Source organism: Nocardiopsis listeri NBRC 13360 (assembly GCF_001570765.1).
Taxonomy (GTDB): Bacteria; Actinomycetota; Actinomycetes; order Streptosporangiales; family Streptosporangiaceae; genus Nocardiopsis; species Nocardiopsis listeri.
This window is the reverse complement of sequence record NZ_BCSH01000066.1, coordinates 1-12,902: the sequence shown is the minus strand read 5'-3', so window position 1 is coordinate 12,902 and position 12,902 is coordinate 1. Positions and strand designations below refer to the sequence as shown.

Sequence of the window (12,902 nt, the reverse complement as noted above, 5' to 3'; positions counted from 1 at the left end):
CGCCCACAGCCTGTGGACGGCCGATGTCGCGGTGCCCCCTCTTTCCGGCTGCCGTGATTGTCGTTCGAAGCGGTGTGGGAAGTATGACTTTCCCGCCGCAACAGGCATATTTGCTAACGGAATGCAGCCGAGGTCGGAAGTGCTTCCCTGGTCTCTTGTCCCCACTGTGGTAACGGGCCGGCAAATGGGGTGTTTTCCTTATGGCGACGCGGAGTAAAAATGGCGGGGACCGCGATGTGTGCGTCGAATACGGAATCGTTTCTGGGAAAACCCCGGCCACCGACCATTCCTCAGCGGGTTCGGAGCCCCCGACGGACTCTTCCCACCCCGGAAGGACGACGGTACCGACAACGGGCGGGGCTGGAGCCCCGGGCCCGCGTAAGGGGTCGACCATGAGCACCACCACCGACGATACGAACAACGACGACGGAGTACGATCCGGATGGCTGGGCGCCGGACGCGAGGCGCGCCGGACCCACGCCCGTGCGGTGACCCACCAGTCCGCCTCGGTCCTGCTCGGCTATCCGGACGAGGGCTTCTTCGAACGGCTCCCGCTGGTGGCGCGCGCCGTCGCCGAGCTGCCCAAGGGGCCGGCCCGGACCGAACTGCTGGAGTTCTGCGAACACGCCGCCAGCACGCCGGAGTTCGAACTGTGCGCGCACTACGTGGACGTGTTCGACCCGCGCTGTCGCCGGGCCCTGCACATGACCCACTACACCGACGGGGACACCCGGCGTCGCGGTCACGCCCTGGCGGAGATCGAACGGGCGTACGCGGAGTGCGGCTGGCGGGCGCACGCCCGTGAGCTGCCCGACCACCTGGCCGTGATGCTGGAGTTCACGGCCAGGGGCGACGCCGACATCGGATTGGAACTGCTGGTGGACCATCGGACCGGACTCGACCTGCTCTCCGAGGCGTTGCGCGAGCACGGGACGCCCTACGCGCGGGTGGTGGAGGCGGTCCGGCACACGCTCCCCGCGCCCCTCCGTGCCGAGGTGGGGCCGCTCGGGAAGGACGTGGGCATGGAACCCCACGGGACGCGGCCACGCGTCCCGCTCCCGAGGACGGGCGCGAGCGGGAAGGAACCATGAGCGGTCCGGACCCGTCGCCGTGGAGCGTTCCGTGCCCGCCCGCGCCACGAAGTACCGGTGGGTCCTGGGCCGGGTCGGGACATCGACGCGCCGGCCTGTTCCGGTGGGTCGGCTTCCGCCTCACGGCCGAAGCCGGGGGCCTGCGCCGCTGAGAACCGAGCACCGGCCCCCGTCTCGCCGGTCACCGACCCGTTCGGCGACCCGATGTGTGGGCGTGTGGTGGGTATGGGAACGTGTTCTCCTGTGGGACCCATCACGCGCACGACGGGTGCGCGACGAATGCGCGAACTTGGGGTAGTGGCAATGGAACTGACCGTCGTCGACGTGCCGGAGCGCTCGCGGTACGAGGTGAGCGCGGACGGCGAGGTGGTCGGGTTCTCCGCCTACCACCTGATCGCCGAAGGGGTGCTGGCCCTGCCGCACGTGGAGGTGGAGTCCGCGTTCGAGGGGCGGGGCGTGGCCAGCACGCTGATGCGGGAGTCCCTGGACCACATCCGTGGACGTCACCTGAAGGTCGTGCCGATCTGCCCGTTCGCGCAGAACTTCTTCGAGCGCAACCCGGACTACGCGGACCTGGTGCACGAAGGCTGAACCCGGGGTTCCCGAGGTCGGTAACGGAACGGTCACCATCGTGCGTCAGTGCGCGTGGTTGCGGTGTTCTGTCCCATTGTGCGGGCATGGGGTTTCGGTTGTCTGTTCTTTGGAGCAAAGGAGCCCCACCCTCGTGATACTCGCAGACGCAGCGCCCGCCCTGGGCGCTCGGCTCACCGAGATGGTCGGCGTTTTCAACGACGACTTCCTCTGGGCGTGGATCCTCATCCCGCTCCTGATCGTGGTGAGCCTCTACATCACCATCCGGTCCGGCCTCGTGCAGTTCCGTATGTTCCCGGAGATGTTCCGGGTACTGAAGAGCAAGCCCGAGGTCGCACCGGACGGGAAGAAGGCGGTCTCCTCACTCCAGGCCTTCTTCATCTCCGCCGCCGCCCGGATCGGTACGGGCAACATCATCGGCGTCTCCATCGCCATCTCCCTGGGCGGCCCTGGCGCCGTCTTCTGGATGTGGGTGATGGCCGTCGTGGTGTGCGGCGCCAGTTTCGTGGAGTCCACGCTCGCGCAGCTGTACAAGGTCCGTCACCCCGCGGGGTACCGAGGTGGCCCCGCCTACTACATCGAACGCGGACTCGGACAGCGTTGGCTGGCCATCGTGTTCGCGGTCATCCTCATCATCACCTTCCCGATGGTGTTCAACGCGGTGCAGAGCAACACCATCACCAACACGGTCGCCAACTCGGCCGGGGAACTGGGCGTGGCGACCGGTCCGGTCCTCTCCGCCGTCATCGGTGTGCTGCTGGTGTTCCTCACCGGCCTGGTGATCTTCGGTGGCGTCCGCCGTATCGCGAACACCGCACAGGCCCTCATCCCGGTCTTCGCCGCCATCTACATCGTCATCGGTCTGATCATCATGGTGATGAACTGGCGGCTGGTGCCGGGCATGTTCATGTCGATCATCGAGAACGCCTTCGGTCTGGGCGAGTTCGCGGCGGCGGCGCTGGGTGTGGTCATCATCCAGGGCGTGCGGCGAGGAATGTTCTCCAACGAGGCCGGTCTGGGTTCGGCGCCCAACGCCGCAGCCAGCGCCTCGGTCACCCACCCGGTCAAGCAGGGCCTGGTACAGACCCTCGGCGTCTACGTGGACACCCTGGTGGTCTGCTCGGTGACCGCCTTCATCGTCCTGCTGGGTTACCAGGGCACCTTCGACGGTGTGCTGCAGGGTGACATGACCCAGATGGCCCTGATGTCGATGCTGGGCCCGTGGGCGCTGCACCTGATGACGCTCATCATCTTCCTGGTGGCGTTCACCTCGGTGCTCGGCAACTACTACTACGGCGAGTCCAACATCGAGTACCTCAGCGAGAACAGGACCGTCCTGTTCGTGTACAAGGTGGTCTTCCTGGTCGCCACCTTCCTGGGCTGCCTGGGCTCGATCGACCTGATCTGGACCTTGGCGGACACGACCATGGGTCTGATGGCGCTGGTCAACCTGATCGCGATCACCCCGCTGACGGTGATCGCCTGCCGCCTGCTCAAGGACTACAACGAGCAGCGTCGCCAGGGGATCGACCCGGTCTTCACCCGGGACCGGCTGCCGGACGTGCGCGGCGTGCAGTGCTGGGCGCCGGAAGAGGGCGCGGGACGTGGTGAGAAGGAGTCCGTCGACTCCTGAGGTCCTTCGGCCCCTGAAACGCCGGCACGAAGTCCCGTGGGGCGCATCCGAGATGTCTTGGATGCGCCCCACGGCGTTCTGGTTGCCATTCGATTCTGTTGAAAATGCGCACAAACCCCTAACCGTAGGCGTTATCGGGCATCCGTGTCCTTTCGGTCACAGCGGATCACCGCTAGTGTGCTTCATCACATGTGGCGGTCAGAGTTGTGTCTCGCGAGGGAGTCCGATGTCCATCGTCTCAATCGAGCCCGCCACCGCCGAGCGGTGGAACGACCTGGAGAACCTGTTCGGTCCGACGGGAGCCTACGGGCACTGCTGGTGCACGTTCTTTCGGAGGCGGGCCAAGGACCACACGGCGAGCGTCTCCTGTGAGCGATCCCTGCGTGGTCGCGACAACAAGGAAGAGCTGCGGCGGCTCACCTTGGACGGGCGGGTGCCCGGGCTGCTGGCCTACGACGAGGACGGCCCCTGCGGCTGGGTGTCCGTGGCCCCACGGGAGGACTTCATCCGACTGTCCCGCTCCCGGACCCTGCGCCCCGCCGACCCGGAGGAGCCGGGGGTGTGGTCCCTGGTCTGCTTCTGGATGCCGCCGCGCCGCCGTAGACGGGGGCAGGGCAGTCGTCTTCTGGGCGGGGCCATCGAGTACGCGCGCGCCAACGGCGCCCGAGTGCTGGAGGCCTATCCGGTCGACACGGCGGGCGGCCGCGCCCCCAGTGCCGAGGTCTACACCGGCACCGTGGAGATGTTCCGTCGGGCCGGGTTCACCCTGGCCCAGCACCACCTGAGCGAGCGGGTGGTGGCCCGCCTGGAACTGAAGACCGAGTAGCTCCGGCGGCGCGCCTCGGGGAACCGGGGGAGGGTATGCGCCGAGCGAGTACGACGGGCCCCTCGGGTGTCGGATGATGTGTCGTCCGGGCACCCGGGGGGCCCGTCCTCTTCGACGTGGGGTTTTGCCTTTTCTTGGTACCCCCCTGGGGTAGCCTGGCGACCGCGTGCCGGCGGGGACGTCACGGACGTTTGACACTCACATACCCCAGGGGGGTATGTTGGTCTCAGTGGGAGCGACCCACAGGAAAACGGGGGTTACCCGTTCGGGTCCGGAGGGCCTGGGTTTGCTTCAACACAGTGCAAGACGAGTCAGGCCGCGAGCGAGGAACGAGCGGCAGGCGTAGACGACGATGCTGTGTTGCTTGAAACCCGATCCCTCTGCAAAGGCCCCCGAACACGGGCCGAAGCGCTAGCGGAGGTCCCAAAGAACACGAGGAGGCACCGATGGCAGGCACCGCCGTCTACACCGTCGAGGGAATGAGCTGCGGACACTGCGTCGACTCGGTCACCGAGGAGGTCGGCGCCGTCGCCGGCGTCACCGGTGTCGAGGTCGACCTGGAGAGTAAGAAGGTGACCGTCACGGGAGAAGGGACGATCGACGACGCCGCCGTGCGCGCCGCGATCGACGAGGCCGGCTATGAGGTGGCGGGCTGACATGGGCGTGACCACGAAACTCGGTCTCTACGCCGTGGGCCTCGTGGTCGTGTTCGCGGCGGCCTTCGGGGCCGGCTCCATCACCGGCCCCGTGCTGCCAGAGGGCGACGGCTCCCCGAGCGAGAGCGTGGAACAGGCGCCCGACGACGGACGTGACCACGTCGACGGCGACGAGGAACACCAGAGATGACCTGGAGCGGAAAATGAACAAGGGTGGAACGACGTCCACCGGATCCGCGCCGGTCGAACTGGCCATCGGTGGGATGACCTGTGCGGCCTGCGCCAACCGAGTGGAGAAGCGGCTCAACAAGATGGAGGGCGTCACCGCCACCGTCAACTTCGCCACCGAGAAGGCCCGGGTGACCTTCGAGGGTGAGCCGACCCCGCTGGACGACCTGGTCGCCCAGGTCGAGAAGGCCGGCTACACCGCCACGGCGCCCGACCCGGAACCGGAACAGGGCGTGGCCGAACCGGAGGACCCCGCGCGTGCCCTGCGCGATCGCGCGCTGGTCTCCATGCTGCTGTCCGTCCCGGTCATCCTCATGGCGATGATCCCCGCGCTCCAGTTCACGTACTGGCAGTGGGCCTCCCTCACCCTGGCCGCCCCGGTGGTGGTGTGGGGCGCCCTGCCCTTCCACGTGGCCGCCTGGAAGAACCTCAGGCTGGGCACCGCGACCATGGACACCCTGGTCTCCCTGGGTGTGGCCGCCGCCTTCCTGTGGTCCCTGTACGCCCTCTTCCTCGGTACCGCCGGGGTCCCGGGAATGACACACACCTTCGAGTTCACCATCGCCCGTACCGATGGTGCGGCCAACGTCTATCTGGAGGTCGCGGCGGGCGTCACCTCCTTCATCCTCCTCGGGAAGTACTTCGAGGCGCGCTCCAAACGGCGCGCCGGAGCCGCCCTACGCGCCCTGATGGAACTGGGCGCCAAGGAGGTCACCGTGCTGCGCGGGCAGGGCGCCGCGGCACGTGAGGAACTCGTCCCGGTCGACCGGCTCGCCGTCGGTGACCGCTTCGTGGTCCGTCCCGGCGAGAAGATCGCCACCGACGGCGAGGTGGAAGAGGGCACCTCGGCCATCGACATGAGCATGCTCACCGGTGAGTCCGTGCCGGTGGAGGTCTCGCCAGGGTCCGCCGTCGTGGGCGCCACCGTCAACGCCGGTGGCCGACTGGTCGTGCGCGCCTCCCGGGTCGGGTCCCGAACCAGGCTCGCGCAGATGGCGCGCCTGGTCGAGGACGCTCAGAACGGCAAGGCCGAGGTTCAGCGCCTGGCCGACCGGGTTTCCGGGGTGTTCGTTCCGGTGGCCATCATGATCGCGGTCGCCACCCTGGGCTTCTGGCTCGGTACCGGGGGTTCCGTGGGTGCCGCCTTCACCGCCGCCGTCGCCGTGCTCATCATCGCCTGCCCGTGCGCGCTGGGCCTGGCCACTCCGATGGCCCTCATGGTGGGCACCGGTCGCGGCGCCCAGCTGGGCATCCTCATCAAGGGTCCCGAGGTGCTGGAGAGCACCCGACGGGTCGACACCGTGGTACTGGACAAAACCGGTACCGTCACCACAGGGAAGATGGCCCTGACCGACGTCACCGTCGGAGACGGCGAGGACGAGGACGAGGTGCTGAGGCTGGCCGGGTCCCTGGAATCGGCCTCCGAACACCCCATCGCCAGGGCCATCGCCACCGGCGCCACCGTGCGCGTGGGAGACCTGCCCACCCCCGAGGACTTCGTCAACATCGAGGGCCGGGGCGTCCAGGGGATCGTGGACGGCCACGCCGTCCTGGTGGGCAGGGCCGCGCTGTTGGCCGAGTGGTCCCAGGAACTGCCCGACGAGCTGGGACAGGCCTTCAAGGAGGCCGAGTCGCGGGGGCGCACCGCCGTCGCCGTGGGTTGGGACGGCCGGGCGCGAGGGGTCCTGGCCGTGGCCGACACGGTCAAGCCCACCAGCGCCGAGGCGGTCCGACGCTTCCGTGACCTGGGTCTGAACCCGATCCTCCTCACCGGTGACAACGCGGCCGTGGCCCGCACCGTCGCCGCCGAGGTCGGCATCCAGGAGGTCGTCTCCGAGGTGATGCCCGAGGACAAGGTCGCGCAGGTCCGCCGGCTCCAGTCGGAGGGACGCGTCGTGGCGATGGTCGGTGACGGGATCAACGACGCCGCCGCCCTCGCCCAGGCCGACCTGGGACTGTCCATGGGCACCGGCACGGATGTGGCGATCGAGGCCAGTGACCTGACCCTGGTCCGGGGCGACCTTCGGGTCGCCGCCGACGCGGTCCGGTTGTCCCGCCGCACCCTCGGGACCATCAAGGGCAATCTGTTCTGGGCGTTCGCCTACAACACCGCCGCGCTGCCGCTGGCCGCCGCGGGTCTGCTCAACCCGATGCTCGCGGGCGCGGCGATGGCTCTGTCCAGCGTGTTCGTGGTGAGCAACAGCGGAAGACTGCGCCGCTTCCGTCCGCTGAGCGACGACACGCTCGACCCGGTCGAGAGCCGGCCGCGAAACGGCTGACGACGTGGGGTGCGCCCGAGAGGGGCGCACCCACGCCCTCGTCACCCGGGAGGAGAGCCGCCGGGGTAGACCGACCTTCTCCCACGGAAGGAACTACTTCCCGGGTGCGACTCTGACCCGCGTGGAGGTCGACGAGGTCCCACCGCGCCTGTTCGAGCGGTCCCCCGATCTCGACCTCGGGGGTGGACGAAGTGGAACCGACGGCGTCACCGTCCATCATCGACGCCGGAGCCGTGACTCTGCCGGTGTGATCGGGGGCCTACCTCCGACCAGAGCACAGCGTGGAAGAACACGCCCGAAGACGCCCTCCCCGTCGAGATCGATCCACGCGGATCCCGGCGGGGTCTTCGCACGTCAAGGGTGATTTGGTCGGATCTGTCGCCTGATGGGGACACTGTTCGCGCCTTCGAGGAAGCACACGAACGGGCCCTGCGGCTCCTACACTCGTCTTGGTCCCCCACATCTGCGTCCCACCCCCGCTCACGCTCCTGCCCGTCCGCACGGGCCCTCCCGAGGAATGCGAAACATGAACAGTTCGGAAGCCGACCCCGGCCGTGTCCTGGTGAACCGCTACCGTCTGGACGAGGTCATCGGCGAGGGCGGAATGGGACGCGTCTGGCGTGGAACGGACACCCTGCTGGACCGCCCGGTCGCGGTCAAGGAGCTGACCACCCCGCCCGGCCTCCCCGTGCACGAGGTGGAGGTCCTGCGCACCCGTATGCTCCGCGAGGCGCGCAGCGCCGCCCAACTCAGCCACCCGACCATCATCACGGTGTTCGACGTGGCCGAGGAGGACGGCCGCCCATGGATCGTCATGGAACTCGTGGACGGACCGTCCCTGGGCGACGTCATCCGGGACCGGGGGCCGATCTCGATCGAGCGGGCCGCGAGCATCGGCGAGCAGATGGCCGCCGGCCTGGCCGAGGCGCACGGCCACGGCATCGTGCACCGCGACATCAAGCCGGGCAACGTACTCATCGCGGGCAACGACCGGGCCGTCCTGACCGACTTCGGCATCGCGCATTTGGACGGCTCCACCCACCTGACCAGTACGGGTCTGCTCATCGGTTCGCCGAGCTACCTCGCACCGGAGATCGCGCACGGTCGCTCCGCCACCCCCGCCTCGGACATGTGGGCCCTGGGCATCACCCTCTACCAGGCGGTGGAGGGCGCCCTGCCCTTCGACCGACCCACACCGATGGCCACCCTGACGGCCATCGTCACCCAGGACCTCCCGGAGACCCCCAACGCGGGGGCGTTGCGGCCGGTCCTGGAGGCCTTGTGCGAGAAACGCCCCGAGGACCGTCCGTCGGTCACCGAGGTCCGCTCCCTACTGCTCGGCATCCGTGACGGAGAGAGGACCTCCCCCACGCTCGCCGCCACCACCCTGGTCGCGTCCCCGACGGCGGACGACGCTTTCTCCGACCCCGTCGCCGAGGAGGAGCCGGAGTGGAACCCGGTGACGAGCTCGGGCATGGTCGACCGGACGGTCAACGCCGCCGACTCCGCCCCCGAGAAGGAACCCGCGGCCCCGACCGCGTCGGGTGCGGTGACGAACAGGCCCCGTGGCGACGGGAAGAAGCGCTCCCGCCTCGGAGTGCTGGTGGCCGCGGCGCTCGTGTTCGTCGTGCTGGTCGGAGCGGTGATCACCACCGTCTACGTCAGCGCGAGCCGCCCCGGCGACGTCGCCGCGACCACCGGGGGATCGGAGGAAGAGGAGGACCCCGGTTCCGACCAGACCGACGAGGCCGGCGCCGGAGGCACCGACGGGGAGAGCGAACCGGAGGAGGCGCCCTCCGAGGAGGAGGCGCAGGCCTCGGAGGAAGAGGAGACAGAGGACGAGGACGACTGGGACTTCCTCACCCGCCACGAGGACCCCAGCGGGTTCGCAGTCGACGTCCCGGAGGACTGGGACATCGATCGCGACGGGCACATGGTCTACTTCCGCAACCCCGACGGCGGATACCTGCTGGTCGACCAGACCGACAACCCCAACCCGGACGCCGGTGACGACTGGCGCGACTTCGAGCCGACCGGCAGTGGGAACTTCTCCGGTTACTCCCTCATCGGGATCGAGGACCTGGACGCCGATTGGACCGACGACTACGTCAGCGCCGCCGACTGGGAGTTCACCTTCCAGGGCCGGGGCGGGGAGATGCACGCCATCAACCGGGGCTTCCACACCAAGGAGAAGGGCTACGCGCTGTTCCTGGTGAGCCCGGAGGACCCGGCGGTCAACCACGCGCTCCTGGACCGCATGTCCGAGACCTTCGAGCCCGCCGGCTGAACCCGAGCCTCAGTCCCGATCTCGGGCTCCGTCGGAGTCCAGCAACTCCGCGTCGTGCACCAACAACGCGATCTGTACCCGGTTGTTGAGCTCCAACTTGGTGAGGACGCTCGACACGTGGGTCTTGACCGTCGGCACGCTCAGGAACAGGCGCGCGGCGATGTCGGCGTTGGAACGCCCCTCTCCGACCGCGACCGCCACGTCGGTCTCGCGGGCGTTCAGCACGGCCAGGCGACGTCGGGCCCGCTCCGCCCGCTCACTGTGGTCGCCGTGCGCCACCCGGTGCATGAGCCGTCGCGTGACGGCGGGGGAGAGCACCGGAAAACCACGGGCCACCCGACGGACCGACTCCACGATCTCCTCCGGTGGAGTGTCCTTGAGCAGGAACCCGGCAGCGCCCGCGCGCAGAGCCCGCAGCACGTGTTCGTCGGCGTCGAAGGTGGTGAGCACCAGCACCTCCGGCGCGTCCGGCATGGCCCGGAGCCGTTCGGTGGCGGTGAGTCCGTCCACGGTGGGCATCCGGATGTCCATGAGCACCACGTCGGGAGAGTGCTCGCGGACCAGCTCCTCCACCTGACCGCCGTCCTCGGCCTCGGCCAGCACCCGCACGTCGGGGGCCCCGCCCATCATCATCACCAGGCCGACCCGCACCAGGGCGTCGTCGTCGACGATCACCACGCCGATCCGTCGCTGTTCGTCCCGTTCGCTCATGCCGTCCACGGTAGCCAGGCGGTGAGGTTCCAGCCCCCGTTCTCGGTGGTTCCGTACTCCAGACGCCCCAACGCCAACGAGACCCGTTCGGACAGACCGATCAGCCCCTGGCCGGAGCCCGCCACGGTGGACGCTCCGTCCTCGGACGCCGGAGCGGGGGGTCCATTGGTCACCGACACGCTCAGGCCCTCTTCCCGTGCCCCGGAGACCCGCACGGAGGTATCTGCCCCCGGAGCGTGCTTGCGGGCGTTGGTGAGCGCTTCCTGGACGATCCGATAGGCCGTGCGCCCGGTGTGCTCCGGTACCTGGCCGGTGTGCTGGTCGACGAACTCCACCACGACCCCGGCGTCGCGGGCCTCCTCCACCAGTTGCGCCAGGTCCGCCAGAGTGGGCTGGGGCAGTTCGCCCACCGGTGCGCGCAGCACCCCGATCACCTCGCGCAGGTCCTGGAGGGCCTGGTGGGCGCTCTCCCGGATGACCTTGGCCGAACGGGCGACCTCCTCGGCGGGTGCGTCCGGCCGGTACTCCAGGGCGCCGGCGTGCACGCTCAACAGGGACAGCCGGTGTCCGAGCACGTCGTGGATCTCGCGGGCGATGGACTCACGGACCCGGTGCTGGGCGTGCTCGGCACGAAGCTCCGCCTCCGCCTCGGCGTGCACGGCTCGCTCCCGCAGAGATTCGAAGAGTTGACGTCGGTGTTGCACGGAGATCCCCCACCCGGCGACGGCCCCCTGGAAGACCGCGCTGAGCAGGAACATCACCAGGAACGGGGCGTGGGGATCGGGGTGCAGGGACACGTTGACGAAGGAGGCCACGAAGCTCAGGCCCAACACGCACAGGCCCTCCTTGGGTGGCCGATGCACGCACAGGGAGAACAGGGCCGCGAGCATGGCCCCGCCCATCAGGGGGAAGACGGCCGACAACACCACGAGGACCACCGCGAGCCGGATCGGCCACCGGCGTCGCCACCACAGGGCCGCGCAGGAGGCCAGGGCGATGAGTTGGTCGGCGACCCGGAACGGCTCAGGAACCGAAGGCGGTGACGGGTCTTCGGGGAAGGTGATCGCGCCGAGCAGCCCGAACCCCAGAGCGATCAGGAACATCAGGGAGTCGACGATCCAGTCGCGCGCACTGCGCCGGTGCCGCTGCGGGGACGGGGCCGTGTCGTTCATCGACTCCGGAGTCTACGAGCGCGCGAGCGCGGATCGGGCTCCGCCGAGCGGACTCGGTACCGAAGACCGGTCGAGCGATACTTTGGTCGAACGCCTCGGGCCACGGCGAAGACCTTGGTCCATCGGGCCCATGCCTGTGCCCGATCCCCCGGCGGGGACTTCGCGCCTAGATTCGGACCATGCGCAAGTCACTGCAGGGCGTCGGCTTCCTGCTCACCGTCATGGGGATCAGCGGGGTGATCGATCACCTCTGGGCCCAACCGGTCCTGGGTGTCGTACTCAACGCGTTCAATCGGTTCGTCGTGCAACAGGTTCCCGGGCTCCAAGAGAACGCGATCCTGGCGAACCTGGGGCTGTCCGCGGTCGGGATCCTGCTCATCGTGGTGACCGAAGCGCTCTCCCGACCTCGAAGCGCCACCTGAATCCCCTCGCTCACGTCGTTTCACGCCCGTTCCACGCGCGCGACTAGGTAGCGTCAACAGGCGGAGCACCCGCGCGTGAAGCTGGGAGAACACCCGATGAGTACTTTGGTCACCGGAGCCACCGGACAGGTGGGCCGACGTGTCCTGACCGAGCTTCGAAGTCGCGGCCTGCCCGCCGTGGGAGCCTCCAGGGACGGGGAGGTCCGTTTGGACTGGACGGACACCGGTAGCTGGAAGGCGGCGCTGGAGGACGTGGAGAGACTCTTCGTGTCCGTGCCCATGGCCAGTGGGTTGAGCGAGCGAGCGGAGGCCTTCCTGCAACAGGCGTCCGATTCGGGGGTGGGCACCGCGGTCCTGGTCACCGCCATGGGTGCAGAGGACGGTCCACCCGACTCCGAGCAGCGTCGCCTGGAGTCCAAGGTTCGCGAACTGTTCGGCCACTGGACCATCGTGCGCCCCAACTGGCTGGACCAGGACTTCACCGAGGGGGTGTTCGCCCGTCTGGCGCGCGCTCGCAACGGCCGACTGGAACTTCCGGTGCCCAAGCGCGCCGCCGTCAGCTTCGTGGACGCCCAGGACGTCGCCCACACCATCGTGGCCGCTCTCACCGACGAGGCGCACCACGAACGTGAGTACACCCTCACCGGCCCCGTCCCGGTCACCTTCCGCGAGGTGGTCAAGTGGACGAAAGGGACCGAGAGCCCGGTGTGGCGGTACAAGAAGGTCGACGAGGCCGGCTTCTACTTCCGGGCGACGAACATGGGCTGGTCGGAACGCTACGTGGACACCCTCAACGATCGCTTCCGCGCCATCGCCAACGGTCGGGCCGCCAAGGTCACCGAGGACGTGCGCCGCGCTCTGGGCCGCGACCCCGTCCCCATGGCCAAGTTCGTCCGCGAGTCCGTCATCTAGGGGAGTGATTCCAGGGAGCGGAAGTGGCTGGGGGGCTGGTGGTTGGTGGGGCGCCTCGGGCCGGGAGCTTTGGGGGTTGTTGGGCGGGTTGGGG

General features: G+C 68.8%; 12 protein-coding genes. 10 read left to right on the top strand and 2 right to left on the bottom strand.

The features are described 5' to 3' along the window. The first annotated feature begins 392 nt into the window (after positions 1-392). The 8 genes from narJ to NLI01S_RS19495 all read left to right on the top strand — a co-directional run bounded on the left by narJ (position 393) and on the right by NLI01S_RS19495 (position 9,591). Positions 393-1,091: a nitrate reductase molybdenum cofactor assembly chaperone gene (narJ, locus tag NLI01S_RS19530; RefSeq protein WP_067606707.1), complete on the top strand. Its 699-nt coding sequence runs from the start codon at positions 393-395 to the stop codon at positions 1,089-1,091. 303 nt (positions 1,092-1,394) lie between these two features. After that, on the top strand, positions 1,395-1,682 hold the full coding sequence (locus tag NLI01S_RS19525; RefSeq protein WP_067606705.1) for a GNAT family N-acetyltransferase: 288 nt from the start codon (positions 1,395-1,397) through the stop codon (positions 1,680-1,682). Between the two features lie 133 nt (positions 1,683-1,815). Then, positions 1,816-3,315, top strand: a complete 1,500-nt coding sequence (locus tag NLI01S_RS19520) for an alanine/glycine:cation symporter family protein (RefSeq protein ID WP_067606703.1) — start codon at positions 1,816-1,818, stop codon at positions 3,313-3,315. 226 nt (positions 3,316-3,541) lie between these two features. Next, positions 3,542-4,141: a GNAT family N-acetyltransferase gene (locus tag NLI01S_RS19515; protein WP_067606702.1), complete on the top strand. Its 600-nt coding sequence runs from the start codon at positions 3,542-3,544 to the stop codon at positions 4,139-4,141. A 446-nt stretch (positions 4,142-4,587) separates the two neighbouring features. Continuing rightward, the gene (locus NLI01S_RS19510; protein ID WP_067606701.1) at positions 4,588-4,797 is read left to right on the top strand and encodes a heavy-metal-associated domain-containing protein; all 210 of its coding nucleotides are present in this window, start codon (positions 4,588-4,590) and stop codon (positions 4,795-4,797) included. 1 nt (position 4,798) lies between these two features. Beyond that, complete coding sequence (locus tag NLI01S_RS19505) at positions 4,799-4,987, top strand: hypothetical protein (RefSeq protein WP_067606700.1); 189 nt, start codon at positions 4,799-4,801, stop codon at positions 4,985-4,987. Positions 4,988-5,000: 13 nt separating this feature from the next. Beyond that, positions 5,001-7,304, top strand: a complete 2,304-nt coding sequence (locus NLI01S_RS19500; protein ID WP_067606699.1) for a heavy metal translocating P-type ATPase — start codon at positions 5,001-5,003, stop codon at positions 7,302-7,304. A 526-nt stretch (positions 7,305-7,830) separates the two neighbouring features. Beyond that, complete coding sequence (locus NLI01S_RS19495; RefSeq protein WP_067606697.1) at positions 7,831-9,591, top strand: serine/threonine-protein kinase; 1,761 nt, start codon at positions 7,831-7,833, stop codon at positions 9,589-9,591. A 9-nt stretch (positions 9,592-9,600) separates the two neighbouring features. Here the strand turns inward: NLI01S_RS19495 and NLI01S_RS19490 are convergent, their stop codons facing one another. Beyond that, positions 9,601-10,302, bottom strand: a complete 702-nt coding sequence (locus NLI01S_RS19490; RefSeq protein WP_190318532.1) for a response regulator transcription factor — start codon at positions 10,300-10,302, stop codon at positions 9,601-9,603. Continuing rightward, positions 10,299-11,474, bottom strand: coding sequence for a sensor histidine kinase (locus NLI01S_RS19485; protein ID WP_067606689.1), 1,176 nt, complete (start codon positions 11,472-11,474; stop codon positions 10,299-10,301). The genes NLI01S_RS19490 and NLI01S_RS19485 overlap by 4 nt, the downstream gene beginning before the upstream one ends. Positions 11,475-11,653: 179 nt before the next feature. Here NLI01S_RS19485 and NLI01S_RS19480 point away from each other — a divergent pair, with 179 nt between their 5' ends. Both NLI01S_RS19480 and NLI01S_RS19475 read left to right on the top strand, forming a co-directional pair. Continuing rightward, positions 11,654-11,896, top strand: a complete 243-nt coding sequence (locus NLI01S_RS19480) for a hypothetical protein (RefSeq protein WP_067606687.1) — start codon at positions 11,654-11,656, stop codon at positions 11,894-11,896. Positions 11,897-11,992: 96 nt separating this feature from the next. Continuing rightward, positions 11,993-12,808: an SDR family oxidoreductase gene (locus tag NLI01S_RS19475; protein WP_067606763.1), complete on the top strand. Its 816-nt coding sequence runs from the start codon at positions 11,993-11,995 to the stop codon at positions 12,806-12,808. The last annotated feature ends 94 nt before the right edge of the window (positions 12,809-12,902 follow it).

What these genes read in the sequence shown, in the direction of transcription:
- NLI01S_RS19505 (WP_067606700.1), top strand. Translation starts at nt 4,799, where the DNA reads ATGGGCGTGACCACGAAACTCGGTCTCTACGCCGTGGGCCTCGTGGTC.
- NLI01S_RS19475 (WP_067606763.1), top strand. Translation starts at nt 11,993, where the DNA reads ATGAGTACTTTGGTCACCGGAGCCACCGGACAGGTGGGCCGACGTGTC.
- NLI01S_RS19480 (WP_067606687.1), top strand. Translation starts at nt 11,654, where the DNA reads ATGCGCAAGTCACTGCAGGGCGTCGGCTTCCTGCTCACCGTCATGGGG.
- narJ (WP_067606707.1), top strand. Translation starts at nt 393, where the DNA reads ATGAGCACCACCACCGACGATACGAACAACGACGACGGAGTACGATCC.
- NLI01S_RS19515 (WP_067606702.1), top strand. Translation starts at nt 3,542, where the DNA reads ATGTCCATCGTCTCAATCGAGCCCGCCACCGCCGAGCGGTGGAACGAC.
- NLI01S_RS19485 (WP_067606689.1), bottom strand. Translation starts at nt 11,474, where the DNA reads ATGAACGACACGGCCCCGTCCCCGCAGCGGCACCGGCGCAGTGCGCGC.
- NLI01S_RS19495 (WP_067606697.1), top strand. Translation starts at nt 7,831, where the DNA reads ATGAACAGTTCGGAAGCCGACCCCGGCCGTGTCCTGGTGAACCGCTAC.
- NLI01S_RS19510 (WP_067606701.1), top strand. Translation starts at nt 4,588, where the DNA reads ATGGCAGGCACCGCCGTCTACACCGTCGAGGGAATGAGCTGCGGACAC.
- NLI01S_RS19525 (WP_067606705.1), top strand. Translation starts at nt 1,395, where the DNA reads ATGGAACTGACCGTCGTCGACGTGCCGGAGCGCTCGCGGTACGAGGTG.
- NLI01S_RS19500 (WP_067606699.1), top strand. Translation starts at nt 5,001, where the DNA reads ATGAACAAGGGTGGAACGACGTCCACCGGATCCGCGCCGGTCGAACTG.
- NLI01S_RS19490 (WP_190318532.1), bottom strand. Translation starts at nt 10,302, where the DNA reads ATGAGCGAACGGGACGAACAGCGACGGATCGGCGTGGTGATCGTCGAC.